At 69.7% G+C, this 23,877-nt stretch carries 24 protein-coding genes and 1 riboswitch; of the genes, 14 read left to right on the top strand and 10 right to left on the bottom strand.

Annotation, left to right across the window (positions count from 1 at the left end):
- Position 1: 1 nt before the first annotated feature.
- The 3 genes from upp to AWC30_RS08425 form a co-directional block, all read right to left on the bottom strand.
- Positions 2–631 carry a uracil phosphoribosyltransferase gene (gene upp, locus AWC30_RS08435; protein WP_275993656.1) on the bottom strand — a complete coding sequence of 210 codons (630 nt, stop codon included), beginning with the start codon at positions 629–631 and terminating at the stop codon, positions 2–4.
- Positions 632–653: 22 nt separating this feature from the next.
- Entirely contained in the window at positions 654–2,198 is a 1,545-nt protein-coding gene (locus AWC30_RS08430) for a PE-PPE domain-containing protein (RefSeq protein WP_165756468.1), read from the bottom strand.
- A 113-nt stretch (positions 2,199–2,311) separates the two neighbouring features.
- On the bottom strand, positions 2,312–3,778 hold the full coding sequence (locus AWC30_RS08425; RefSeq protein WP_165756467.1) for a PE-PPE domain-containing protein: 1,467 nt from the start codon (positions 3,776–3,778) through the stop codon (positions 2,312–2,314).
- 254 nt (positions 3,779–4,032) lie between these two features.
- Between AWC30_RS08425 and satS the strand changes: the two genes are divergently transcribed.
- Together satS and AWC30_RS17380 are read left to right on the top strand one after the other, a co-directional pair.
- A complete protein-coding gene (satS, locus tag AWC30_RS08420; protein WP_085109747.1) occupies positions 4,033–5,301 on the top strand; it encodes a protein export chaperone SatS in 1,269 nt (422 codons plus the stop codon).
- Between the two features lie 117 nt (positions 5,302–5,418).
- Positions 5,419–5,997, top strand: coding sequence for an LGFP repeat-containing protein (locus tag AWC30_RS17380; RefSeq protein ID WP_109561986.1), 579 nt, complete (start codon positions 5,419–5,421; stop codon positions 5,995–5,997).
- Between the two features lie 131 nt (positions 5,998–6,128).
- Here AWC30_RS17380 and AWC30_RS08410 read toward each other — a convergent pair whose 3' ends face one another.
- Genes AWC30_RS08410 through AWC30_RS17375 form a run of 3 tightly spaced genes read right to left on the bottom strand, consistent with a single transcriptional unit; the run spans position 6,129 to position 8,913 of the window.
- Complete coding sequence (locus AWC30_RS08410) at positions 6,129–7,217, bottom strand: adenosine deaminase (protein WP_085109746.1); 1,089 nt, start codon at positions 7,215–7,217, stop codon at positions 6,129–6,131.
- The gene (locus tag AWC30_RS08405) at positions 7,214–8,515 is read right to left on the bottom strand and encodes a thymidine phosphorylase (protein ID WP_109561985.1); all 1,302 of its coding nucleotides are present in this window, start codon (positions 8,513–8,515) and stop codon (positions 7,214–7,216) included. Before AWC30_RS08405 ends, AWC30_RS08410 begins: the two co-directional genes overlap by 4 nt.
- Positions 8,512–8,913 carry a cytidine deaminase gene (locus AWC30_RS17375; protein WP_165756466.1) on the bottom strand — a complete coding sequence of 134 codons (402 nt, stop codon included), beginning with the start codon at positions 8,911–8,913 and terminating at the stop codon, positions 8,512–8,514. Before AWC30_RS17375 ends, AWC30_RS08405 begins: the two co-directional genes overlap by 4 nt.
- A gap of 184 nt (positions 8,914–9,097) precedes the next feature.
- Between AWC30_RS17375 and sdhC the strand changes: the two genes are divergently transcribed.
- The 5 genes from sdhC (at position 9,098) to AWC30_RS08375 (ending at position 13,330) form a co-directional block, all read left to right on the top strand.
- Positions 9,098–9,529 carry a succinate dehydrogenase, cytochrome b556 subunit gene (gene sdhC / locus AWC30_RS08395; RefSeq protein ID WP_085109829.1) on the top strand — a complete coding sequence of 144 codons (432 nt, stop codon included), beginning with the start codon at positions 9,098–9,100 and terminating at the stop codon, positions 9,527–9,529.
- Positions 9,526–9,993: a succinate dehydrogenase hydrophobic membrane anchor subunit gene (locus AWC30_RS08390; protein WP_085109744.1), complete on the top strand. Its 468-nt coding sequence runs from the start codon at positions 9,526–9,528 to the stop codon at positions 9,991–9,993. Before sdhC ends, AWC30_RS08390 begins: the two co-directional genes overlap by 4 nt.
- A gap of 9 nt (positions 9,994–10,002) precedes the next feature.
- Positions 10,003–11,757, top strand: coding sequence for a succinate dehydrogenase flavoprotein subunit (gene sdhA / locus AWC30_RS08385; RefSeq protein WP_085109828.1), 1,755 nt, complete (start codon positions 10,003–10,005; stop codon positions 11,755–11,757).
- Positions 11,757–12,560, top strand: a complete 804-nt coding sequence (locus AWC30_RS08380) for a succinate dehydrogenase iron-sulfur subunit (protein WP_085109743.1) — start codon at positions 11,757–11,759, stop codon at positions 12,558–12,560. The genes sdhA and AWC30_RS08380 overlap by 1 nt, the downstream gene beginning before the upstream one ends.
- A gap of 167 nt (positions 12,561–12,727) precedes the next feature.
- Positions 12,728–13,330 (top strand): carboxymuconolactone decarboxylase family protein, encoded by a 603-nt coding sequence (locus tag AWC30_RS08375; protein ID WP_085109742.1) that lies wholly within the window; start codon positions 12,728–12,730, stop codon positions 13,328–13,330.
- Here AWC30_RS08375 and AWC30_RS08370 read toward each other — a convergent pair.
- On the bottom strand, positions 13,302–14,204 hold the full coding sequence (locus AWC30_RS08370; RefSeq protein ID WP_085109741.1) for a sigma-70 family RNA polymerase sigma factor: 903 nt from the start codon (positions 14,202–14,204) through the stop codon (positions 13,302–13,304). The two genes, AWC30_RS08375 and AWC30_RS08370, sit on opposite strands and share 29 nt — an antisense overlap.
- Positions 14,205–14,332: 128 nt before the next feature.
- Between AWC30_RS08370 and AWC30_RS08365 the strand changes: the two genes are divergently transcribed.
- The 6 genes from AWC30_RS08365 (at position 14,333) to AWC30_RS08340 (ending at position 20,592) form a co-directional block, all read left to right on the top strand.
- Entirely contained in the window at positions 14,333–15,124 is a 792-nt protein-coding gene (locus tag AWC30_RS08365) for a phosphatidylethanolamine N-methyltransferase family domain-containing protein (protein WP_085109740.1), read from the top strand.
- 77 nt (positions 15,125–15,201) lie between these two features.
- On the top strand, positions 15,202–16,203 hold the full coding sequence (locus AWC30_RS08360) for an SMP-30/gluconolactonase/LRE family protein (RefSeq protein WP_085109739.1): 1,002 nt from the start codon (positions 15,202–15,204) through the stop codon (positions 16,201–16,203).
- A gap of 105 nt (positions 16,204–16,308) precedes the next feature.
- Complete coding sequence (dacB1, locus tag AWC30_RS08355) at positions 16,309–17,526, top strand: D-alanyl-D-alanine carboxypeptidase DacB1 (protein WP_109561994.1); 1,218 nt, start codon at positions 16,309–16,311, stop codon at positions 17,524–17,526.
- Positions 17,527–17,541: 15 nt separating this feature from the next.
- Positions 17,542–19,011, top strand: coding sequence for a sugar porter family MFS transporter (locus tag AWC30_RS08350; RefSeq protein WP_272937748.1), 1,470 nt, complete (start codon positions 17,542–17,544; stop codon positions 19,009–19,011).
- Positions 19,008–20,177: an N-acetylglucosamine-6-phosphate deacetylase gene (gene nagA, locus AWC30_RS08345; protein ID WP_085109826.1), complete on the top strand. Its 1,170-nt coding sequence runs from the start codon at positions 19,008–19,010 to the stop codon at positions 20,175–20,177. The genes AWC30_RS08350 and nagA overlap by 4 nt, the downstream gene beginning before the upstream one ends.
- Before the next feature lie 25 nt (positions 20,178–20,202).
- Positions 20,203–20,266: riboswitch (guanidine-III (ykkC-III) riboswitch) on the top strand.
- An 11-nt stretch (positions 20,267–20,277) separates the two neighbouring features.
- Positions 20,278–20,592 (top strand): DMT family transporter, encoded by a 315-nt coding sequence (locus AWC30_RS08340; RefSeq protein ID WP_085109737.1) that lies wholly within the window; start codon positions 20,278–20,280, stop codon positions 20,590–20,592.
- A gap of 1 nt (position 20,593) precedes the next feature.
- Here AWC30_RS08340 and yhjD read toward each other — a convergent pair whose 3' ends face one another.
- A complete protein-coding gene (gene yhjD / locus AWC30_RS08335) occupies positions 20,594–21,616 on the bottom strand; it encodes an inner membrane protein YhjD (protein WP_085109736.1) in 1,023 nt (340 codons plus the stop codon).
- Positions 21,613–22,626, bottom strand: coding sequence for a tryptophan--tRNA ligase (trpS, locus tag AWC30_RS08330; protein WP_085109735.1), 1,014 nt, complete (start codon positions 22,624–22,626; stop codon positions 21,613–21,615). The genes yhjD and trpS overlap by 4 nt, the downstream gene beginning before the upstream one ends.
- Positions 22,627–22,800: 174 nt before the next feature.
- Here trpS and AWC30_RS08325 point away from each other — a divergent pair, with 174 nt between their 5' ends.
- Positions 22,801–23,373 carry a DUF7676 family protein gene (locus tag AWC30_RS08325; RefSeq protein WP_085109734.1) on the top strand — a complete coding sequence of 191 codons (573 nt, stop codon included), beginning with the start codon at positions 22,801–22,803 and terminating at the stop codon, positions 23,371–23,373.
- 7 nt (positions 23,374–23,380) lie between these two features.
- Here the strand turns inward: AWC30_RS08325 and AWC30_RS17780 are convergent.
- Positions 23,381–23,877, bottom strand: a 497-nt coding sequence (locus AWC30_RS17780; protein ID WP_474623359.1) for a PPW family C-terminal domain-containing PPE protein, incomplete at its 5' end; no start/stop codon positions are given.

Raw genomic sequence — 23,877 nt, 5'->3', positions numbered from 1 at the left:
CTCAGCGCGGCCCGTACTGGCGGTCACCGGCGTCGCCGAGACCGGGCACGATGAACGCGTCGTCGTCGAGTCCGTCGTCGAGTGCGGCGGTGACCAGTCGCACCGGGGTCGCGGTGTCGCGCAGCGCGGCGACGCCCTGCGGGGCGGCCACCACGCACACGGCGGTGATGTCGGTGGCGCCGCGGTCGGCGAGCAGTTCCACGGTGTGCACCATGGAGCCGCCGGTGGCCAGCATCGGGTCCAAGACCAGCACCGGGTGGCCGGCCAGTGTGTTGGGCAGGGCGGCGAGGTAGGGCACCGGGGTGTGGGTGTCCTCGTCGCGGACCATGCCGACGAACCCGACGTCGGCTTCGGGGATCAGGGCGTGCGCGACGTCGACCATGCCGAGCCCGGCGCGCAACACCGGCACCAGCAGTGGCGGGGTGAGCAGCCTGGCGCCGGTCGTCCGGGCGACCGGGGTGGTCACCGGGACGGGTTCGTGGGCCAGGTCGCGGGTGGCCTCGTAGACCAGCATCAGCGTCAGATCGCGCAGGGCGGCGCGGAATTCGGCGTTGCCGGTGCGTTCGTCACGCAGCGTGGTCAGCCGGGTCGCGGCAAGCGGATGGTCGATGACACGGATGTCCACGGCCATGACCCTACGGCGGCGCGGCGGCTCAGGCGCCGAAGAAGTTGAACAGGTCGAAGATCAACCCGACCGCGTCGATCACCGGCGCCCCGGAGATCAGCGCCAGCCCGTCGAAGACGGCGTCGGGGCCGATCACGCCGAGAAGATCGGTCACGTTGAGGCCGAGGTCGTTGAGTGCGGTCTGCAGCATCCCGATCAGGTCGGTCCAGCCCGACAGCAGGAACTGATCGAGTTGGTTGGTGAGGTCGTAGGTCCAGTGCAGGCCGTCGTCGAGCCAGTCCGGGAGCCCCAGGGCGGGGTCGATGGATTTCAGGATCGTGTCGACCGGCCCGATGGTGTCCAGCCCCGCAAGCTGGGCGCCCGCGAGCATCTGCAGCGGATCCATCATCGGGATGAACCCGGCCAGCCCGGAGCCTTTCGCGAGCTCGCCGGAGGCGTCGACGGCCCACGGCCCGACCACGGCGTCGCCGGCCTGGTCGGCGAGCTGGCTGACCGCCAAATCGCCCGGGTTGCCGTAACCCCAGTTGATCCCCAGCTGCAGGCCCGGCTGCAGGGCGTCGCCGAACGTCGTGGCGAGACCGCCGGCCTCGTAAAACGGCGCCAGCAGCGGCAGTCTCGCGAAGGAGAGCAGGTGCAGGGTGGTGAGCTCGCTGAGCGGCACGTCGACGGCGTTGTCCAGGTCGAGGATGCCGTAGCCGGCGTGCACATAGAGGATGCCCATGAGCGCGTTGAGCACGGCGGGCAGGTTGGTCGGGTCGGCCGGGAAGTTCGCCCATCCGTCGTAGGCGGCGGTGTAGATGTCGGTGGGGATGACATCGGTGGGAGTCGGCCCGATCCCCAACGGGACGTTGAGAAACGGCAGGTGCTGGGCCGCACTGGCGAACGGATTGAACGCCTCGATGCCGGCCGGGAATTGAAAGCGGGTCAACAACCCGGTGAGCGGATCGTTGGGATCGCCGATCAGAACGAAGTGCAGGTTGGCCAACTCGTCCAGGGTGGGGTAGCCGTCGGTGCCGGCCTTGGCGATCAGGTCCTGCATCACCACGGTGGAGATCACCGCGCTCTGTGAGTAGCCGAACACCGCGAGCGGATCGCCCTGGGCCAAGGTCTCGATGTTCTCCCGGATCGCATTGCTCAAGATCCCCGCCCCGGTGTACACCGAACTGCCGAAGCTCAGCTGCGGCGGGTAGTCGGCCGGGTCCAGCGGCTCGGGCAGGCCCCAGTCCGGAAGACCGCCGGGCGCTGCGCCCGCCGGGGTGCAGACGATCGGACAGAACTGCTCCGGTGTGACCAACGCGTGGTAGTTGTCCAGCGGGATGTCGAAGCGCGGCTCCAGGTACAGCTCCCGGACCAAGTCGAAATACGCGGTGTCGGGGGTCGGGTTACCGGTTCCGCCCATGATCAGACCCAAACCGCCGGCGACGTCATCCTCTGCCAGCAACGTGACGTCGGCGATGAGGTTCTCCACTTGGGCGACCGCACGCAGCCCGGCGTCCGGGCGGATGCCGACCGTGGCGGCGCAGGCGAGCGCAACAGAAAGCGCACCCAGCGCGTGCCAGCGCACGCCAGTCACCCCGACCTCCACGACCTGGAGAACAACAACAGCGAACATCATGCGCCTCACGCACCGCCGCTGTCCCGAATTTTTTCCGGATCGGCGAGCGCGGGTTCCGGCGCCGTTTCGCCCTACGGGATCGGGATGACCGCGTTCAGCAGGTCGAACACCAGGCCCACCCCGGCCATGACCGGCGCGCCGGAGATCAGCGGCAGCCCGTCGAAGATCTCGTGCCAGAGCAGGCCGGTGCCGAACAGCGTGGACAGGTCCAGCGAAGTGATCAGGTCGTTCCAACCGGCCATGACCCACTGGTCGATCGACTGGGTCAGGCCGATCGGTAGATGCAGTGCATCGGTGAACCAGGCTGGAACGGTGCCCAGGCCCGCAAGATCGAAGATGTCCTCGACCGGGTTGAGGAAGGTGTGGGCGCCGGCTTCCTGGATGCCCATCAGCATCTGCAGCGGATCCATCATCGGCAGGAAGCCGGCCGAACCCGAACCCGCCACGAACTGGTCGGACTGGATTGCCGAGAGGTCGCCGAGCGCGTTGACCGCCCACGGTCCGATCCCGTCTGCGCCGACGCCGTCGAACGCCATGCCCGGGTTGCCGTACCCCCAGTTGATGCCGAGCCGCAGTCCCGGCTCCAGCGCCGAGGCCAGCACCTTGCCCGGCTCGCCGAGTTGATAGAGCGGCCACAGGATCGGCAGTTCCTTGGTGGGGATCATGTGGAAGACCGTCTGATCGGCCGTGCCGAGCACGAACGCATCGGCGGGATCGAGGTCTTTGTAGACCGAGTGCACCGTCAAAATGCCGGCCAGCGCGTTGAGGTCGGCGAGCAGGTTGGTGGGGTCCTGCGGGAAGCTGGCCCACCCGTCGTATTCGGCGGTGTAGATGTCGGTCGGGAACAGGTCGGTGGGGGTCGGCCCGATGCCGAGCGGGATGTTCAGCAGCGGCACCGTCCGCGCCGCTCCGGTGATCGGGCTGTCCGGGAAGTCGAAACGGGTGAGGATGCCGCCGAGCGGATTGTTGGGGTTGCCGGCCAGCACGAAGTGCAGGTTCTCTGGGTGGGCGAGCCCTTGGTGCAGCGCGCCCATCGCTTTGGTCGCCGCGGTGGCGCTCTGGGAGTAGCCGAACACCACTCCGGTGTCGGCGTTTCCCAGCGGTCCCGGGATCGGATATCCCGGGATCTGCTGCAATGTGCCGCCACCCTGGAGGATCGCGGTCTTCAATATCGCCGCACCCTGGTCCACCGACTCCCCGAACGTCAGGTCACCGAAGAGCGGCCAAACCTGTTCCGGCGTCCACAGCGGTGAAACGACCGCGTCGGCGTTGAAGTTGACGCTGTGCTGCAGGATCCCGTCGACAACAGTCTGGTAGTAGCCTGCGGCCACTGGGTCGGGGTCGAATGTCCCGCCCATCACCCAGCCCATGTCGACCGACACCGGATCAGCCAGCACATCACCGGCCAGCAGCACCACGTCGGCGACGAACCGCTCCACCCGTGTCGACAGCGCGGACATCGGCAGCCCTGCGAGCGCAAAAGCACAGACGAGCACGACCACCGCTGCCGCCAACGAGCGCGCCCGCGCCGCCGTCATCGCACCCATCCCGACCGCCCTTGCTGAAATTCGCCTGAATCGTAGGCCCACCGGGTCGCAAATGACAGGTTTTCGCTCGTCAACGCGCACCCAGTGAAGCTCCAGGGCGGAATTTTCGCTCCCGGACCTCCCTCAGGCTTCACTCGATCGGGGTGGATCGGGGCGGGGCGGCGAGAAGACAACCTTCACTCGCGGCGGGAAGACAACCGGGTCGGCTGGCCGCTCACGAGGCGGCCGTCGTTATCCTGTGCCGCATGGCTGCTGACCTCCTCCCGATTCGCCTGAGCCTGACCGCCGGCGACCGCTACACGCTGTGGGCGCCGCGCTGGCGCGACGGCGCCGACGAGTGGGAGGCGTTCCTGGGCAAAGACGAGGACCTCTACGGCTTCGACAGCGTCGCCGACCTGGTCGCCTTCGTGCGCACCGACCGCGACAACGACCTCACCGACCACCCCAAGTGGGCCGCGCTGACCGAGGCCAACGCCCACCGGCTCGACCCGGGCAAGAACTACCGCTTCGACCTGGTCGCCGTCGAGGAGTGGCTCGCCGAGGACCCGACCAAGAAGTCGGTGCGCGCCCTGGCCGGCGCGCTGGCCGTGGTGTCCTCGATCGGGTCGGTGTGCGAGCTGGCGCCGGTGACCCGGTTCTTCAACGGCAACCCCAGCCTCGGCACGGTGACCAGCGGCTTCGACCACTTCAGTGGCCGCGCCGGGCTGGCCCGCTGGCATGCGATCGGCGAGGTCATCTCGCGCAACTGGGACACCGTGCTCGACGCGATCGACGCACTGGTGACGACCCCGCAGGTGGACAGCGCCGCCGCCGGCCGGGCCGCCGACGAGCTTGCCGAACCTGCTCCCGCGGAGGCCGAAGCCGACGAGGAACCCGACGTCGAGGACGTCGTCGAACAGGTCGAGACGGAAACCGCGCCCGCCGCCGAGGCCCGCGCCGCCGCCGACACCGTGGTGCTGGGCAGCGACGAGGACTTCTGGGGCAAGGTCGGTATCGACCCGATCCAGATCATGACCGCGGCCGGCACCTTCTACACCCTGCGCTGCTACTTCGACGACCGTCCACTGTTCCTAGGCCGCAACGGCCGGGTCAGCGTGTTTACCTCCGAACGCGCGCTGGCCCGCTACCTGGCCGACGAGCACGACCACGACCTGTCGAACCTGAGCACCTACGAGGACATCCGCACCGCGGCCACCGACGGTTCGCTGGAGGTGGCGATCACCGAGAACAACGTCTACGTGCTCACCGGCATCGCCGACGACCTGGCCGACGGCCCCGAGGCCATCGACCGCGACCAGCTGGAGCTGGCCGTGGAATTGCTGCGTGACGTGGGCGACTACGCCGAGGACGACGTCATCGACAAGACCCTCGCCGACGGCCAACCCCTGGGCAAATTGGTCTCCCGGGTGCTCGACGCCGACGCCGGGCGGACCCTGTCCGGCCCGTTTGCCGAGGCTGTCAAACAATGGGAGAAACTGGAGCGATTCGTCGAATCGCGCCTCCGCCGCGAATAGCTTCACCTGCGGAGTTGACGCAATCTGTGGCCCTGCACTGCGGGTCCGTATACGCTCGCGATACGCTCGCGCAGGGTTGCCTCGACCAGGGGCGCCTATCAACTCGAGAGGAGCAGCATGCGACAGGCAACGAAACGGGCCGCCGCCATCACCGCGGCGGTCACCGGGTTTGCACTCATCGGTTCCGGGTGCAGCAGCGACGAGGCCAAGGACAACGCCAAGGACATCGCCAGCTCGGCGAGCTCGGTGACGTCGTCCATCATGGCGTCCGAGACCACCGCCACCGAGACCAGCGCCGCTGCGAGCTCCACCCAGATCGCGGGTCCCGACGGCACCGAGTACACCGTCGAGGGTGTCATCCTGGAGAAGTACAACTCGCTCGATGAGACCGCCCGCACCAACCTGGGCGCGCCGATCGACGATGCGGTCACCAACCCCGACGGTGGTGTCTACCAGCAGTTCGAGGACGGCGTCATCGTCCACAAGGAGAAGTCCTACGTGGTGTGGGGCAAGATCCGCGACAAGTGGAACGAGCTGGGCGGTTCGCAGGGTGAGCTGGGCTACCCGACCAGCGACGAGACCACCAACGCCGAGGGCCAGAAGCAGACAACCTTCGAGCACGGCACCGTGACGTGGGCCGAGGGCGACGAGGAAGCCGTCGTCGTCGAGAACCCCGAAGAGGGCGCCGAGGGCTAAACCCCGACGTTCACACCAGCAGGCCCGGGCCGCTATCCACCGATAGCCGCCCGGGCCTGCGGTGTTTTCGGGGGCCGGTCAACCCAGCGGGACGGCTCAGCCCAACGGTGCGGCTCAGCCCACCAAGATCCCTAGCCCACCAAGACCGCGTAGCGCGGTTTGATCACGTCGTCGATGATCGCCAACCGCTCGTCGAACGGGATGAACGCCGACTTCATCGCGTTGATCGTGAACCGCTGCAGATCGCTCCAGCCGTAACCGAAGGTCTCGGCCAGCACCAGCATCTCCCGGCTCATGGTGGTGTCGCTCATCAGCCGGTTGTCGGTGTTGACCGTGACCCGGAATCGGGTGCGGGCGAGCAGGTCGAAGGGATGCTCGGCGATCGAGCCGACCGCGCCGGTCTGCACGTTCGACGACGGGCACATCTCCAGCGGGATCCGCTTGTCCCGCAGGATCGAGGCCAGCCGCCCCAACCGCACCGACCCGTCCTCGGCGACCACCATGTCGTCGACGATGCGCACGCCGTGCCCGAGCCGATCGGCCCCGCAGAACGCGATCGCCTCGTGGATCGACGGCAGCCCGAAGGCTTCCCCGGCGTGGATGGTGAACCGGGCGTTGTGGTCACGCATGTACTCGAAGGCGTCCAGGTGCCGGGTCGGCGGGTGCCCGGCCTCCGCACCGGCGATGTCGAAGCCCACCACACCGCGGTCACGGAACCGGATCGCCAACTCGGCGATCTCCCGGGACACCGCCGCATGGCGCATCGCGGTCACCAGCAACCGCACCGTGATCGGCCGGCCGGCCGCGGCGGCAATCCGCTCCCCCTCGACGAAGCCGGCGAGCACCGCCTCGACGATCTCGTCGAAGGACAGCCCCCGATCGATGTGCAACTCCGGGGCGAAGCGCACCTCGGCGTAGACCACCGCGTCGTCGGCCAGGTCCTCGACGCACTCGCGGGCCACCCGGTGCAGCGCGTCGGCGGTCTGCATCACCGCCACCGTGTGGGAGAACGGTTCCAGGTAGCGCTCCAGGGATCCGCTGTGCGAGCGGGTGCGGAACCAGGCGGCCAACTCGTCGGCGTCGTCGGCGGGCAGCCCGCGGTAGCCGATCTGCTCGGCGATCTCCAAAACGGTGGCCGGGCGCAGCCCGCCGTCGAGGTGGTCGTGTAGCAGCGCCTTGGGGGCCTGCCGGATCGTCTCGAGGGTCAACGGCGTCGTCATGGCTCAACGATCCGATCGATGATCAGCGGCCGCAACTCCGGGGCCGTGTCGCCGACGCTCCAGCCACCGTCCAGTTCGGCCATCGCCGCAGGGTAGCGGTCCGGGGTATCGGTGTACAGGCTGAACACCGGCTCCCCCGCCGCGACCGGCTCGCCGGGACGGCGGTGGATGACGATCCCGGCGCCGTGCTGCACCGGCTGGCCGGGACCCGACCGGCCCGCGCCCAGTCGCCACACCGCCAGGCCCACCGCCATCGCGTCGATGGGGCCCATGACGCCATCGCGGGTCGCGGTCACCGTCTCCCGGTGCGCGGCCACCGGCAGCGGCGCCTCCGGGTCGCCGCCCTGCGCGGCGATCATCGCCCGGAAGCGGTCCATCGCGGTGCCGTCGGCGAGCGTCTGAGCCGGGTCGCGGCCGTCGATTCCGGCCAGGGCCAGCATTTCGGCGGCCAGCCGCACCGTCAGCTCCACCACATCCGGCGGCCCGCCGCCGGCGAGCACCTCGAGCACTTCGGCGACCTCCAGCGCGTTGCCCGCGGTACGCCCCAGCGGAGTGTTCATGTCGGTCAGCAGTGCGGTGACCGGGACGTCGTGCGCGCGGCCCAGGCCGACCATGGTGCGCGCCAGCTGCGCGGCTCGGCCCGGATCGGTCATGAACGCCCCCGTCCCGACCTTGACGTCGAGGACCAGCGCGCCGGCGCCCTCGGCCAGTTTCTTGCTCATCACCGAGCTGGCGATCAGCGGCAGGGAGGCCACCGTGCCGGTGATGTCGCGCAGCGCATACAGTTTCGCGTCGGCGGGCGCCAGATCGCCGGCGGCGAAGATGGCCGCACCGACGTCGCGCAGCTGCGCGGCGATGCGGGCCGGTGACAGCCTCGGGTCGAACCCGGCGATCGACTCCAGCTTGTCCAGCGTGCCGCCGGTGTGGCCCAGCCCGCGCCCGGAGGCCTGCGGGACGGCGGCGCCGCAGGCGGCGATGACCGCCACCAGCGGCAGGGTGATCTTGTCGCCGACGCCGCCGGTGGAGTGCTTGTCGACGGTGGGCAACGGCGCACCGCCGCGGCGCAGGTCCCGGAAGTCCAGCCGCCGGCCGGAGTCGGTCATCGCGGCGGTCCAGCGGGCCGTTTCGGCGGCGTCCATGCCGCGCAGGTAGATCGCCATCAGCAGCGCGGCCATCTGCGCATCGGCGATGCGGCCGTCGGTGTAGGCGGCGATGAGCCAGTCGATCGCCTCGTCGGGCAGCCGGCCGCCGTCGCGTTTGACGCCGATGAGCGTCGGCGCGTCGAAACGCGCGCTCACCGCGGCGCGGGCAGGTCGTCGGGGCCGAACGGCGCGGGCAGCAGGTCGGCAAGCCTGCGCGGGCCGGCGGGATGATCGATCAGCAACTCCGGTCCGCCGTTCTCCCACAGCAGCTGCCGGCACCGCCCGCACGGCATCAGGGTCGCACCGCCGGCGGCGACGCAGACCAGCGCGCGAAGCCGCCCGCCCCCGCCGGCGTGTAGGGCGCTGACCACACCGCATTCGGCGCAGAGGCTGAGTCCATATGAGACATTCTCCACATTGCAGCCGGTGACGACCCGGCCGTCGTCGGTGAGCGCCGAAGCCCCTACCCGCAGTCCCGAATACGGCGCATACGCGTGGTTCGATACTTCGACGGCCTTGTGACGCAACAGGTTCCAGTCGATCTCCGCGCTCATCGCCGCGCTCTACCGCGTCGTTGAGACGCACTCGATCGGTCCGGTCGTCGTGTTGGCCACCTCACACAAGCAACCCTAACTTCCGTCGGCGTCAACTCCGATCGGGCCAACACGTTTCGTTCGGCCATCAGGGTGGGACTAGAGTCCAAATGACGGTTCCAGACCGATGATGTTGGAGGCGCTGATGACGACGGCGGCATCCGCTGACCCGGCGACGCCGGCCACGCGGGGGCGTACGCGGCGGGCTCGCCGCACCCTGTACCGGGGCGACCCCGGCATGTGGAGTTGGGTGCTGCACCGCATCACCGGCGCGACGATCTTCTTCTTCCTGTTCGTGCACGTGCTGGACACCGCCGTCGTGCGGATCAGTCCGGAGATCTACAACCAGGTCATCGAGACGTACAAGACGCCGCTGGTCGGCCTGATGGAGCTGGGCCTGGTGGCCGCGGTGCTCTATCACGGTCTCAACGGGGTGCGGGTGATCCTGATCGACTTCTGGGAGGAAGGCCCGCGCCATCAGCGCACGATGCTCTGGACGATCGCGGTCATCTGGCTGCTGGTGATGGTGCCGGCGACCGTCGTCATCGCCATTCACATGATCGGACACTTCGGATGAACCGGCCGGACCTGCAACTCGGGCGTGGTCAGCACGCCCCGGTGATCCAGGACAGCTTCGACAGCCCCGCCAGCTTCGGGAACCCGCGCTCCCCGCGCAGGCACACCGCGATGCCGAACTTCGAGAAGTACACCTGGATCTTCATGCGGTTCTCCGGGGCCGTGCTGGTGTTCCTGGTGCTCGGCCACCTGTTCATCATGCTGATGTGGGACCGGGGCGTGTACCGGATCGACTTCAACTTCATCGCCCAGCGGTGGGCCTCCCCGTTCTGGCAGATCTGGGATCTGCTGCTGCTGTGGCTGGCCCAGCTGCACGGCGCCAACGGGATGCGCACGATCATCGGCGACTACACCCGCAAGAACTCCACCCGGTTCTGGCTGAACACTCTGCTGCTGGTGTCGATGGTGTTCACCCTGGTGCTGGGCACCTACGTGCTCCTGACGTTCGACGCCAACATCTCCTAAGGATTGCAGTTGATTAGCGAACACCGATACGACGTGGTGATCGTCGGCGCCGGCGGCGCCGGCATGCGCGCGGCGGTGGAGGCCGCCCCGCGGGCGCGCACCGCGGTGTTGACCAAGCTCTACCCCACCCGCAGCCACACCGGGGCCGCTCAGGGCGGCATGTGCGCGGCGCTGGCCAATGTCGAAGACGACAACTGGGAATGGCACACCTTCGACACCGTCAAGGGCGGTGACTACCTGGCCGACCAGGACGCGGTGGAGATCATGGCCAAGGAGGCCATCGACGCGGTGCTCGACCTGGAGAAGATGGGGATGCCGTTCAACCGCACCCCCGAGGGCCGCATCGACCAGCGGCGGTTCGGCGGTCACACCCGCGAGCACGGCAAGGCGCCGGTGCGCCGATCCTGTTACGCCGCCGACCGCACCGGTCACATGATCCTGCAGACCCTCTATCAGAACTGCGTCAAACACGACGTCGAGTTCTTCAACGAGTTCTACGTCCTGGACCTGCTGCTGACCGAGACCCCCAGCGGCCCGGTGACCTCCGGCGTCGTCGCCTACGAGCTGGCCACCGGCGAGCTGCACGTCTTCCACGCCAAGTCGGTCATCATCGCCACCGGCGGTTCGGGACGGATGTACAAGACCACCTCCAACGCCCACACCCTGACCGGCGACGGGATGGGCGTGGTGTTCCGCAAGGGACTGCCGCTGGAGGACATGGAGTTCCACCAGTTCCACCCGACCGGTCTGGCCGGCCTGGGCATCCTGATCTCCGAGGCGGTGCGCGGCGAGGGCGGCCGGCTGCTCAACGCCGACGGCGAGCGGTTCATGGAGCGCTACGCGCCCACCATCGTCGACCTGGCGCCGCGCGACATCGTCGCCCGCTCGATGGTGCTGGAGGTGCTCGAGGGCCGCGGTGCGGGCCCGAACAAGGACTACGTCTACATCGACGTCCGCCACCTCGGTGCCGACGTGCTGGAGGCGAAACTGCCCGACATCACCGAGTTCGCCCGCACCTACCTGGGGGTGGACCCGGTGACCGAACTGGTGCCGGTCTACCCGACCTGCCACTACATCATGGGCGGCATCCCCACCACCGTCACCGGCCAGGTGCTGCGCAACAACACCTCGGTCGTTCCGGGCCTCTACGCCGCCGGTGAGTGCGCGTGTGTGTCGGTGCACGGCGCCAACCGGCTGGGCACCAACTCGCTGCTGGACATCAACGTGTTCGGCCGTCGCGCGGGGATCGCCGCTGCGGAGTACGCGCTCGAAAACGACTTCGTGCCGATGCCGGAGAACCCGTCGGCGATGGTCGCCGACTGGGTGGCGCACATCCTGTCCGACCACGGCCACGAGCGGGTCGCCGACATCCGCGGTGAGCTGCAGCAGACCATGGACAACAACGCCGCGGTGTTCCGCACCGAGGAGACGCTGACCCAGGCGCTCAACGACATCCACGCCCTCAAGGACCGCTACGCCCACATCACCGTCCACGACAAGGGCAAGCGGTTCAACTCCGACCTGCTGGAGGCCATCGAGCTGGGCTTCCTGCTGGAGTTGGCGGAGGTGACCGTCGTCGGTGCGCTCAACCGCAAGGAATCCCGCGGCGGGCACGCCCGCGAGGACTACCCCGACCGCGACGACGCCAACTTCATGAAGCACACCATGGCCTACAAGGAAGGCGCAGAGCTGCGCAGCGATATCCGGCTGGACTTCAAGCCCGTCGTCCAGACCCGTTACGAACCCAAGGAGCGGAAGTACTGATGACTCCTCCGGCACGTTCCCAGGGCGCCGTGATCGACTCCCCCGAGCCGGGCGACCCGCCACTGCCACCGATCCCCGAGGGCGCGGTGATGGTCACCCTCAAGATCGCGCGCTTCAACCCGGAAAACCCCGACGCCGCCGGGTGGCAGAGCTTCCGGGTACCGTGCCTGCCCACCGACCGGGTGCTCAACCTGCTGATCTACGTCAAGAGCTACCTCGACGGCACCCTCACCTTCCGGCGCTCCTGCGCCCACGGCGTGTGCGGGTCGGACGCGGTGCGCATCAACGGCCACAACCGGCTGGCCTGCAAGGTGCTGATGCGCGACATGCTGCCCAAAAACCCCAAGAAGCAGTTGACCCTGACCATCGAGCCGATCCGCGGTCTGCCCGTGGAGAAGGACCTGGTGGTCGACATGGAGCCGTTCTTCGACGCCTACCGGGCGATCAAGCCGTTCCTGGTCACCTCCGGCAACCAGCCGACCCGCGAGCGGATCCAGAGCCCCGAGGACCGCGCCCGCTTCGACGACACCACCAAGTGCATCCTGTGCGCGATCTGCACCACCAGCTGCCCGGTGTTCTGGAGCGAGGGCAGCTACTTCGGTCCGGCGGCGATCGTCAACGCGCACCGGTTCATCTTCGACAGCCGCGACGAGGCCGCCGCCGAGCGCCTGGACATCCTCAACGAGGTCGACGGGGTGTGGCGTTGCCGCACCACCTTCAACTGCACCGAGGCCTGCCCGCGCGGTATCGAGGTCACCAAGGCGATCCAGGAGGTCAAGCGCGCGCTGATGTTCGCGCGCTGAGCCCTCCCCTACTGCCGAGCGTGCGCACGCTGAGCCCTCCCCCACTGCCGAGCGTGCGCACAGGTTCACGCTCGGCGCCGAACGTGAGCCTGTGCGCACGCTCGGCGGGCGGGCTGGGTGCGACGGCGGGGCCGTCACACTTCTGCGGGCTATCTCGTCTAGCGGGTATGACCACAACACCACGCATCGCTCCGCTACCGCCCGCACACGCCAACCCGCTGGCGCGCCTGCTCTACCGCTACGCGCGCCGACGCTTCGGCGCGGTGCCCGAACCGTTCGCCGTCGCCGCCCACCACCCCCGGCTGCTGGTCGCCAACGGCGTGCACGAAGCCCTGTTGGACAGCGGCTCGCGGGTCCTGCCCGCGGGCGTGCGCGAGCTGGCGGTCTTCTGGACCGCCCGCACGATCGGCTGTTCGTGGTGCGTGGACTTCGGCGCCATGCTCCAACGGCTGGACGGACTCGACGTGGAACGGCTCAAGGAGATCGACGACTACGCCACCTCGCCGGCCTACACCGACGACGAACGCGCCGCCATCGCCTACGCCGACGCGATCACCACCGACCCACACACCGTCACCGACCGACAGGTGGCCGACCTGCGCGCCCGCTTCGGCGACGCCGGGGTGATCGAGCTGACCTACCAGATCGGCGTGGAGAACATGCGGGCCCGGATGTACTGCGCGCTCGGCATCACCGAGCAGGGCTTCAGCACCGGTGACGCCTGCCGGGTGCCGTGGGCCACTACCGATCCCGCAGCGGAGAACCGGTGAACTTGTCCGGGTTGGCGACGTCCCACACCGCGTAGATCTTTCCGTCCCGCACGGTCATCGCGGTGATGCGCGGCAGCAGCGGGGCGAAACCCTCCGCGGCCGGGGCGCCGGGCGTGTAGGCGCCCAGCTCGCCGTTGACCATCGCCAACTGGTTGGCCTGCACCAACGTCGGCCCGTAGCGCCGCGCCAACCCGAACAGGAACCGGGCCACCTTCTCCGGACCCCGGATGGCCCGGGTGGCCGTCGGCGCCCGACGGTTGGCGTCCCCGACGAACGTCACCTTCGGGTGCAGCAGCGCCACCACGGCCGACAGGTCCCCGGCCGCCATCGCCGCCATCAGTTCACCGACCACCTCGTCGTGGGCGGGGTCGGGTTGCGGCGGTGGGTCGGCGGCCACCGCCTTGCGGGCTCGCGACGCCAACTGCCGGGCCGCCGCCGGGCTGGTGCCCAGCACGTCGGCGATCTCGGCGAACGGCACCGCGAACCCGTCGTGCAGCACGAACGCCACCCGCTGGTCGGGCGGTAGTCGCTCCAGCACCACCATCGCCGCGAACCGGGCGTCGTCGGCGGCCACCACCGCCGACAGCGGTTCGCTCTCCCCGAAGCCGGTCACCACCGGTTCGGGCAGCCATTCGCCGACGTAGTGCTCGCGGCGGTGCGCCGCCGAGCGCAGCCGGTCCAACCCGACCCGGCTGACCACCGTGGTCAGCCAGGCCCGCGGGTCGACGATCGCCGCCCGGTCGGCGGCGTCCCAGCGCAGCCAGGCCTCCTGCACCGCGTCCTCGGCGTCGACGACGGTTCCGGTGACCCGGTAGCCGACCGCGAGCAGATGGGGGCGCAAAGCCTCGAACTCCTCGGTCGGCGCCGCGCGCATGGCACCAGCCTAGAGGCGCCCGCCAACGTGCACCTCCTGCGAAAGATCACCGATCTTTTCGCACTGGGCACACGCTCGACACCGCACCGAGTAGCCCGGCCGCCACGCCGACGTGATAGACCCCAAACATGCACTGGTACACCGGCCACACCGGCTACGACGCCATCCTGACCGCGGCGTTCGTCTTCGCCGCCTTCGTGATCATCGCCGGATTCTTCGGGCAGAGTTCCTACGGGCGGTTCTCTTCGACCACGCTCGGCTTCAACCTGAACCCGAAGTTCGGGTGGTGGCTGATGGAGATCCCGGCGACGGTGGTGTTCGCCGTCGCCTACCTGTCCGGCCCGGCCCGCTTCGAGCCCACGTCGCTGGTGCTCGCCGGCATCTGGGCGCTGCACTACGCCAACCGCGGCTGGTTCTTCCCGCTGGCGATCCGGCAGGTGCCCGGCAAGCGCAGCACGTTCAACGTCTCGGTCGTGGTGATGGGCATGCTGGTCACCTCGATGCACGGCTACCTCAACGGAGCGCTGTTCAGCCACGACTATTTCGGCCGGTACGGCACGCAGTGGCTGACCGACCCGCGGTTCCTGGTGGGCTTGGCCGTCTATCTCGCCGGGTTCGCGCTGCTGGTCAACTCCGAGGCGATCGTGCGCAACCTGCGCGACAAGAACGATCCCGGCGGAGCCGAGTACCGCATCCCCTACGGCGGCGGGTTCCGCTTCGTCACCAGCCCGGCCTACCTGGGCGAACTGATCGCCTGGACCGGGTTCGCCATCCTCACCTGGGCGCTGCCCGGGGTCGCGATCCTGCTGATCACCGCGGGCAACCTGGTCCCGCGGGCGCTGGCCACCCAACGCTGGTACGCGACGAAGTTCCCCGACTACCCCACCGACCGCAAGGCCCTGATCCCGTTCGTGCTCTGAACCGGCTGTTCTCACCCCCGACCGCCGGGACCGGTTGTACGGTCGAGGCGGCCAGGCCACCTGTGAATTGAGGTTCGATGACCAAACCACGGATCCGTCCGGTGCGCTGGCAGCCGCCGCCCGTCGATCCCCTCCCCCGGTTGCCGTCGCCGGCCGCGACCGTGGTGCCGTTGCCCGGCCACGGCCCGGAGGACGTCGTCGTCGACGCCGACGGCCGGTTGTGGACCGGGTTGGTCGACGGGCGCATTGTGCGCTTCGGGACCGACGGGGGCGAGCCGACCGTCGTCGCCGAAACCGGCGGGCGGCCACTGGGTTTGCACGTCGCCCGAGACGGGCGGGTGCTGATCTGCGACAGCCACCGCGGCTTGCTCGCACTCGATCCCGCCGCCGGCTCGCTGGAGACCCTGGTGGCGGAAGTGGCCGGCCGACCGCTGGTGTTCTGCTCGAACGTCACCGAAACCGCCGACGGCACCATCTATTTCACCGAGTCCACCGCCGACTGGCACTTCGAGGACTTCACCGCCGGCATCCTCGAGGCCCGCGGAAGCGGCGCCCTGTTCCGGCTGGACACCGACGGTTCGGTCACCACCGTGGTCGACGGGCTCTACTTCGCCAACGGGGTGACGGTCACCGCGGACCAGACGGCGCTGGTGTTCGCCGAGACCCAGGGCCGGCGGCTGTCGAAGTACTGGTTGTCCGGCCCGCAGGCGGGCACGGTCAGCCCGCTGGCGCTCCACCTGCCCGGCATGCCCGACAACCTGTCCACCGGCGCGGACGGCCGGATCTGGACCGCCATGGTCACCCCGGTCAACACCCGGCTGGAATGGCTGTTGCCCCGCTCACCGCTGCTGCGGCAGGTGGTGTGGCGGCTCCCGGACCGGCTGCAGCCGCAGATTGAGCCGGAGGTGTGGGCGGTCGCGTTCGATGCCGACAGCGGCGCCCCGGTGGCCGGGCTACGCACCACGCAACCCGACTTCGGTGTCGTCACCGGCCTGGTGGAGGCCGACGGCCGGTTGTGGATGGGGTCGATCAGCTACTCGGCGGTCGGCCACGTGGCGCTGGCCGACCTGGCCTGCTGACCTAAATTTGCCACTTCCGTAACACTGGCAACAGCGTGGCTCCCCCGTTTTCGGGCGTCGAGTGCCTACTGTGCACACACGATGGTCTCGTTGCGCTCCGCGGTCATGCCCCGCGCCGCCACCTGCCTGGCGGCGCTGTTGCTGGTGGCCGCCCCGATCGCGTTGCCCGCTGTCGCCGATGCCGCACCCAACCCGGCCGCCGGCGCCGACAACTGCCCCTACCGGGTCACCACGCCGCCCGCGGTGGACTCCTCGGAGGTCCCGCAGGCCGGCGACCCGCCCGCACCGCTGCCGGTGCCGGCCAAGCCGGTCGGCGGTGACGCGCTGGCCGGCTGCGGGGTGATCACCGCACCCGACACGCCGCCGGTGCCCGGCGACGTCTCCGCGGAGGCCTGGCTGGTGGCCGACCTGGACAGCGGCGCGGTCATCGCCGCGCGCGACCCGCACGGCAGGCACCGCCCGGCCTCGGTCATCAAGGTGCTCACCGCGATGGCCGCGATCAGGGAACTCAACATCAACAAGCCGGTCGCCGGCACCGCCGAGGACGCGGCCGCCGAGGGCACCAAGGTCGGCGTCGCACCCGGCGGCATGTTCACCGTCAACCAGTTGTTGCACGGCCTGCTGATGCACTCGGGCAACGACGCCGCCCACGCGCTGGCGGTCCAGCTCGGCGGCATGCCGGTGGCGATCGACAAGATCAACGAGCTCGCCGCCCGGCTCGGCGGGCGCGACACCCGCGCCGCCACCCCGTCCGGCCTGGACGGACCGGGGATGAGCACCTCGGCCTACGACATCGGCCTGTTCTACCGTTACGCCTGGAGCGACCCGACCTTCGCGGGTATCGTCGCCACCCGCACCTTCGACTTCCCCGGCCACGGCGACAGTCCCGGCTACGTGCTGGAGAACGACAACCAGTTGCTCTACAACTTCCCCGGGGCGCTCGGCGGCAAGACCGGCTACACCGACGACGCGGGTCAGACCTTCGTCGGTGCGGCCGAACGCGACGGCCGCCGGCTGGTGGCGGTGCTGCTGCGCGGCACCCGCCAGCCCATCGCGCCGTGGGAGCAGGCCGCCCGGTTGCTCGACTACGGGTTCGCCACCCCGCCGGGCACCCAGATCGGCTCCCTGGTCGACCCGGACCCCGCACTGCTGGCCCCGGCCGCCGACCCGGCGACCAGCGTCGCCGACGGACGCGCCGCCGCCCTACTGGCCCCGGCCGACACCGTGCCGGTCCGGGTGGGGGTCGCCGTCATCGGCACCCTGATCGTCTTCGCGCTGATGCTGGTGGCGCGGTCGATGAACCGCCGCGGCATCCAGGCCTGACACCGGCCTCCCGGCGTGGCGGTGCCCGACGGTAACTTCTCCACCACATCGACCGAGCGGGAGGAGCGGGCTGTGGGGGCACTGACCGAACTGCGGCGCTCCTCGCCGCTGACGTTGACCGTCGCCGTCACCGCCGCCGGCATCGGCTTCCTCTACGGCTACGACCTGGCCACCCTCGCGACCGCGCTGCTGTTCCTGGAGTCCGACTACCAGCTGACCGCGGTGGCGCTGGAGGTCGTGGTGATCGCCGTCGTGCTCGGCGAGATCGTCGGCGCCGCCGCGGGCGGCTGGCTGGCCAACGCCATCGGACGCAAGAAGTGCCTGGTCGGGGTGGCGGCCGGTTACGCATTGCTGGCGGCGATCAGCGCTGCGGCGGTGTCGATTCCGATGCTGGTGGTCGCCCGACTGCTGCTCGGGGTGGCCATCGGTGTGGCGATCGTGGTGGTTCCGGTGTTCGTCGCCGAGTCGGTGCCCGCGGCGGTGCGCGGCTCCCTGCTGGTCTCCTACGGCTTGGCGACGGTGTGCGGGCTCATCGCCGGCTACCTGATCGGCTACCTGCTGGCCGGTTTCGGCAGCTGGCGACTGTTGCTGGGGCTGGCCGCGGTGCCCGCGGTGCTGGTGCTCGCCCTGTTGCCCCGGGTGCCCGACACCGCCCGCTGGTACCTGCTCAAGGGCCGGTTCGACGAGGCCCGTCGCACCCTGCGCGGAATCGAGCCCGGCGCCGACGCCGACACCGAACTCGCCGAGATCGACCGGGCACTGCGCGAAGAACGGGCCGAGAACGTCGGCGTGCTCCGCGAGATGCTGCGGCTGCCCTACCTGCGGGCGACACTGTTCGTCGTCACCCTCGGGTTCTTCATCCAGATCACCGGGATCAACGCGATCGTCGCCTACAGTCCACGCATCTTCGCGACCCTGGGCTTCACCGGTCATTTCGCGCTGCTGGTGTTGCCCGCACTGGTCCAAACCGCTGCCCTGGCGGCGGTGTTCACCTCGCTGATGCTGGTGGACCGGCTAGGCCGCCGCCCGATCCTGCTCATCGGCATCGCCGTGATGGTCCTGGCGAACCTGGTCCTGGTCGCGGTGTTCGCATCCGACGCCGCAGGCGCGGAGGCGCTGCCGGTGCTGAAATTCGGTGGCGTGCTGCTGTTCACGGTCGGCTACACGTTCGGGTTCGGGGCCATGGTGTGGGTCTATGCCGGGGAGAGCCTGCCCGCCCGGCTGCGCTCGATGGGGTCCTCGGCGATGCTCACCGCCAACCTGGTCGCCAACGCGGTGATCGTGGGCGGGTTCCTGTCACTGCTCGAATCATTCGGCGGCGCGGTCACGTTCGGGTTCCTCGGCGTGATGGCGTTGCTCAGTTTCGGTTTCGTCTACCGCTACGCCCCGGAGACCAAGGGCCGTCAGCTCGAGGAGATCCGACACTACTGGGAGAACGAGTGCCGCTGGCCCGACGACACCGATGCGGCGGCGGTCCCGCGGTGAACACGACGATCAGCGCGGGCACCGTTGTCGTCGACGGGCAGGTGCATCGGCCGGGTTGGCTGCAGATCGCCGACGGGATGATCCATGACGTGGGTCCCGACTCCCCACCGCGGCCGGTCGACACCGCACTGCCCGACGCGATCGTCGTGCCCGGTTTCGTCGACATGCACTGTCACGGCGGCGGTGGCGCGTCCTACCCGGACGCCACCGCGTCAACAACGGAGCAGGCGGCCGACTTTCACCGCTCCCACGGCACCACCACCACGCTGGCCAGCCTGGTCAGCGCAAGCCCAGCGGACCTGCTCGACGCGACTGGAGTGCTCGGCGCCGCCACCCGCGCCGGCCACATCGCCGGGATCCACCTGGAGGGACCGTGGTTGAGTGCGGCCCGGTGCGGCGCCCACGACGCTCGGCAGTTGCGCAACCCCGACCCGGTCGAGATCGACACGCTACTGGCCGCCGCGGACGGCACCATCCGGATGGTGACCCTGGCCCCGGAGCTACCCGGCGCACTCGATGCGGTCGATCGGTTCGTGCAGGCCGGTGTCGTCGTCGCGGTCGGGCACACCGACGCCGAGTACGCCCAGACCCGCGCCGCGATCGATGCCGGCGCCACCGTGGCCACCCACCTGTTCAACGCGATGCGCCCACTGCACCACCGCGACCCGGGCCCGATCGCCGCCCTGCTCGAGGATCCCGGGGTGTGCGTGGAACTCATCGCCGACGGCGTCCATCTGCATCCGGCGGTGATCCGCACCGTGATCGCGGCAGCCGGGCCGGCGCGGGTGGCGTTGGTGACCGACGCGATGGCCGCCGCCGGGTGCGGCGACGGCCGCTACCGGCTGGGCGAGTGCGACGTGACGGTCACCGACGGGATCGCCCGGGTCACCGGGGATGACACCATCGCCGGCAGCACCGCCACCATGGACGCCGTCTTCCGGGCGGTGGTCGACCACACCGCCGGCCACGGCCGCGGCGCCACCACCGGCCCGGCCGGCGACGACGCCGCGCTGCTCGCGGCGGTGCAGATGACCGCGACCACTCCGGCACGCGCACTGGGACTGCCCGGCGTCGGTGTCCTGGGTGCGGGTGCGCGGGCGAACCTCGTTGTGCTGGACCGGGATCTGCGGGTGAGCCGGGTCATGGTCGACGGCGCCTGGCGGTAGTGCGCCGGGAGTCTCTGCTAGCGTCGGGCGGTCAGAATCTGACACCGGACGAGGGGCGCCGTACCCGGCCAGCGACAAGACGGCGTCACGGAGGTGTGTGATGGCCTGGCTCATTCTGGTGTTCTCCGGCGCCTTGGAGGCGGTGTGGGCCACCGCGTTGGGGCGCTCGGACGGGTTCACCCGACTGGTGCCGTCGTTGGTGTTCGCGGTGTTCTCGGTGCTGTCGGTGGTGGGGCTGGCGATCGCGATGCGCGAACTGCCCACCGGGACCAGTTATGCGGTGTGGGTGGGGATCGGCGCCTCGCTGACGGTCGCCTACGCGATGATGACCGGCAACGAGACGGCGTCGGTGGCCAAGATATTGCTCATCACGGGCGTGATCGGCTGCGTCATCGGGTTGCGGCTGGTGGCCTGAGTCAACGGCGCCGTAGCGCCCGGGAGAGGCCCAGGGCGCCGATCGCGCCGGCGGCCGCCGCGCTCACCGCCTGCCAGGCCCGCAGTTCCGGGCGGGGCTGTGCTCGCGGCGAGATCACCACCGGGTTGGGTGGCAGCACCGGCGCGGCGAGCAGGTTCTCCTCGGATGTCGCCGCCCATGCGGTGGCGAACAGCACCAATCGTGCGGTGACGTAGGCGAACACCATCAGACCCAGCACCGGGCCGAACGTGGCGCCGGCGGGGCTGTTGAGCACCGACTTCAGATAGATCGAGGCGAACTGCTTGAACACCTCGAACCCGACCGCGGCCAACAGTCCGGCCCGCAGGGAGCTGACGAAGCTGACCGATTCGCGCGGCAGTCGCGCGATCATCCAGGTGAACAGCATCCACGACACCAGCAGCGACACCAGCAGCGACGCCGCGCGCAGCACGCCGCCCAGCGCCGAGACGTGCGGGATACCGACCCAACGCAGCACGGCGGCCATCAGGCCCGGGTCGCCGAGCGCGGTCAGCGCCAGGGTGAGCGCCATCGCCACGAACGCCGAGAGCATCGCGATGAGGTCGGAGAGCTTGCGCTTGACGAAACCGGGCAGTTCGACGCGCTGCTCCCACATCTGGCTCAGCGCCTCGCGCAGCTTGTCCATCCAGCTCAGCCCGGCCCAGGCGGCGACCGCCAAACCGATGATCCCGACCGAGGCGCGGGAGTCGATCGCCACGTCCATCAAGTCGATGAGCTGCTCACCGAATTTGCCCGACACCGACGAACGGATGTGCTCCTCGATGGTGCCGAGCAGGTCGGGGCGGCTGGCCAGCAGGAAACCACCGGCGGCGAAGGCGACCATGAGGATCGGGAACAGCGCGAAGATCGTGAAATAGGTCAGCCCGGCGGCGTAGAAGTTGCCCTGGCATTCGGTGTAACGCTGTTGGGCGCGCAGCACCCGGTCGAGCCAGCGGTAGCGTTCCCGCAGCCGCTCGAGGAGTCCGGGTTTGCTCGCCTCGCTCATCGCGCCCCCAGAAAGCCCAATCGGTCGTAGGTGCGGGCGATCGTGGCGGTGGCGACCTCGGTGGCGCGGTGCGCCCCGGCGGCGAGCACCGCCTCCAGTTGCGCGGGGTCGGCGATGAGTTCGTCGACCCGGTTCTTGATCGGGGCGACGAACTCGGTGACCGCCTCGGCGGTGTCCTTCTTCAGATCGCCGTAACCGCGGCCGGCGTAGCCGTCGACGAGTTTATCCACGTCGGCGCCGGTGACCGCGGCCTGGATGGTCAGCAGGTTGGAGACCCCGGGTTTGGCCTCGGGGTCGAACCGGATCTCGCGTTCACTGTCGGTGACCGCCGAGCGGATCTTCTTGGCGGTCTTGGCCGGGTCGTCGAGCAGGCTGATCAGTCCGGCGTCGGTCGCGGTGGATTTGCTCATCTTCGCCGACGGGTCCTGCAGGTCGTAGATCTTCGCGGTCGCCTTGGGGATGAGCAGGTTGGGCACGACGAAGGTGTCGGGGAACCGGGCGTTGAACCGCTGGGCGATGTCGCGGGCCAGTTCCAGATGCTGACGCTGGTCTTCGCCGACCGGCACCAGATCGGTGTCGTAGGCGAGCACGTCGGCGGCCTGCAGCACCGGGTAGGTGAACAGGCCCACCGTGGTGGAGTCGGCACCCTGCTTGAGCGACTTGTCCTTGAACTGCGTCATCCGGGACGCCTGCCCGAACCCGGTGAAACAGCCCAGCACCCAAGCCAGTTCGGTGTGCGCCGGGACGTGGCTCTGCACGAAGACGGTGCTGCGCTCGGGGTCGATGCCCAAAGCCAGATACTGCGCGGCGGTCAGCAGGGTGCGCCGGCGCAGGGTGGCCGGGTCCTGCGGGATGGTGATCGCGTGCAGGTCGACCACGCAGAAGAACGGGTCGTGGTCGGCCTGCAGCCCGGCCCATTGACTGACCGCGCCGAGCGCGTTGCCGAGGTGCAGTGAATCGGAGGTGGGCTGTACACCGGAGAACACCCGGGGTCGACGCGCGGAAGTCATGGTGTCCCGATCTTCGCACGCTTTTGCTGCGCTGCGGGCGCCCGGGTCGCAACGGCCGCGCCGGCGATTCGGCGATGCCCGGCGTGGCCGGCGCGGCGGCGCGTTATCGTCGGAGCGGCGCAGGGCCGTTCCCGACCGGCCGCCTCGCGACCTCGACGACACAGGAGGAACGTCATGACCAGCAGCAGCGTGGCCGAGCCGGCCATCATCGAGACCGAGGACGGCGGCAGGGAGCAGAGCTGGCCCCTGCCGACCGACCAGGACAGCCTGCTGAAGCTGCTGCACCTGTGCTTCGACGAGTACTGGAACGAGATCTGGTTCGGTGTCCTCATCCAGGGTGCCGCGTGGGAGGTCGCCGCCCCGAACGCACCGAAGAAGATCTCGGTGCTCGACGGTTACGCCACCGTCGACTTCGGCCGCTGGCACTTCCACCTGTGCATCGGCCGGCACCTCGGGGCGCCGCGCGAGCTGCGCAAGATCCGCCAGTGCGCCCGCGCGGAGCTGTACCGCCGCTACGGCCGCGACGGCGACCCCAACTCCTGGGGCGTCCGGCTGTTCAACGGCCGTGACGACCAGCTGATGACCGTGATGTTGCCGAATCCGTTTTTGACCAACGACCAGCAGCTGCGCGACGAGCCGGTGTGGGAGCAGCTGGAGCTGTGGGACAAGCTGCGCGCGGAGTTCCTCGGCCTGGAACCCGACCCGCTGGACCGCACCGGCAAGCGGATCACCTGCAGCGGCGGGTGACCCGCGGTCAGTCGGTGCGGGTGTCCCAGGTGCTCGGCATCATCGGGGCGCCGGTCACCCCGTCGCCCTGATCGTCGGCGAGCACCGTCAGACCACCGGCGCGCCGGCCGTCGTCCTTGGCTGCGGTCCCGGCGAACCCGAGTGTTCCCGCGCCGCTCGCCGAGACGCCCGGCCCGCCCGGCAGTGGCGGGCCGTCGAGCTCCTGGTCCAGGGTCATGTACTCGTAGCCGCGGCCGAGTTGTTCGGCCTTGGCGTGCCGTCGCTTGCGGCGTACCGCCTGCTGTTCCTCGGTGGCGGCTGCGGCGGCCGGGGCCGCGGCGGCATCCGGTGTCGGCCGCTTGCGTCGGGCTCGCGCCTCGGCGCCGGCCTGCGCTTCCATGCCCATGTTGGCCACCATGTAGGCGTAGAGTTCCGGGCCGGCCGGGATCGGCGGCGGCCCCGGCGGGGGCGGCGCGGCGGCCGGGGCGGGCGCAGGCGCGGGAGCCGGTGCCGGGGCGGGCGCTC

It is taken from the genome of Mycolicibacillus trivialis (genome assembly GCF_002102395.1).
GTDB lineage: Bacteria > Actinomycetota > Actinomycetes > Mycobacteriales > Mycobacteriaceae > Mycobacterium > Mycobacterium triviale.
The sequence above is the reverse complement of the archived record's forward strand: the minus strand, read 5'-3'. Positions and strand labels throughout refer to the sequence as shown.

Coding starts and splice junctions, on each gene's coding strand:
- AWC30_RS08325 (WP_085109734.1), top strand. CDS start 22,801: ATGACCAGCAGCAGCGTGGCCGAGCCGGCCATCATCGAGACCGAGGAC.
- AWC30_RS08365 (WP_085109740.1), top strand. CDS start 14,333: ATGCACTGGTACACCGGCCACACCGGCTACGACGCCATCCTGACCGCG.
- upp (WP_275993656.1), bottom strand. CDS start 631: ATGGCCGTGGACATCCGTGTCATCGACCATCCGCTTGCCGCGACCCGG.
- trpS (WP_085109735.1), bottom strand. CDS start 22,626: ATGACTTCCGCGCGTCGACCCCGGGTGTTCTCCGGTGTACAGCCCACC.
- AWC30_RS08375 (WP_085109742.1), top strand. CDS start 12,728: ATGACCACAACACCACGCATCGCTCCGCTACCGCCCGCACACGCCAAC.
- AWC30_RS08410 (WP_085109746.1), bottom strand. CDS start 7,217: ATGACGACGCCGTTGACCCTCGAGACGATCCGGCAGGCCCCCAAGGCG.
- satS (WP_085109747.1), top strand. CDS start 4,033: ATGGCTGCTGACCTCCTCCCGATTCGCCTGAGCCTGACCGCCGGCGAC.
- AWC30_RS08425 (WP_165756467.1), bottom strand. CDS start 3,778: ATGACGGCGGCGCGGGCGCGCTCGTTGGCGGCAGCGGTGGTCGTGCTC.
- AWC30_RS08390 (WP_085109744.1), top strand. CDS start 9,526: ATGAACCGGCCGGACCTGCAACTCGGGCGTGGTCAGCACGCCCCGGTG.
- AWC30_RS08340 (WP_085109737.1), top strand. CDS start 20,278: ATGGCCTGGCTCATTCTGGTGTTCTCCGGCGCCTTGGAGGCGGTGTGG.
- AWC30_RS17375 (WP_165756466.1), bottom strand. CDS start 8,913: ATGAGCGCGGAGATCGACTGGAACCTGTTGCGTCACAAGGCCGTCGAA.
- yhjD (WP_085109736.1), bottom strand. CDS start 21,616: ATGAGCGAGGCGAGCAAACCCGGACTCCTCGAGCGGCTGCGGGAACGC.
- AWC30_RS08360 (WP_085109739.1), top strand. CDS start 15,202: ATGACCAAACCACGGATCCGTCCGGTGCGCTGGCAGCCGCCGCCCGTC.
- AWC30_RS08370 (WP_085109741.1), bottom strand. CDS start 14,204: ATGCGCGCGGCGCCGACCGAGGAGTTCGAGGCTTTGCGCCCCCATCTG.
- AWC30_RS08380 (WP_085109743.1), top strand. CDS start 11,757: ATGACTCCTCCGGCACGTTCCCAGGGCGCCGTGATCGACTCCCCCGAG.
- AWC30_RS17380 (WP_109561986.1), top strand. CDS start 5,419: ATGCGACAGGCAACGAAACGGGCCGCCGCCATCACCGCGGCGGTCACC.
- dacB1 (WP_109561994.1), top strand. CDS start 16,309: ATGCCCCGCGCCGCCACCTGCCTGGCGGCGCTGTTGCTGGTGGCCGCC.
- sdhC (WP_085109829.1), top strand. CDS start 9,098: ATGACGACGGCGGCATCCGCTGACCCGGCGACGCCGGCCACGCGGGGG.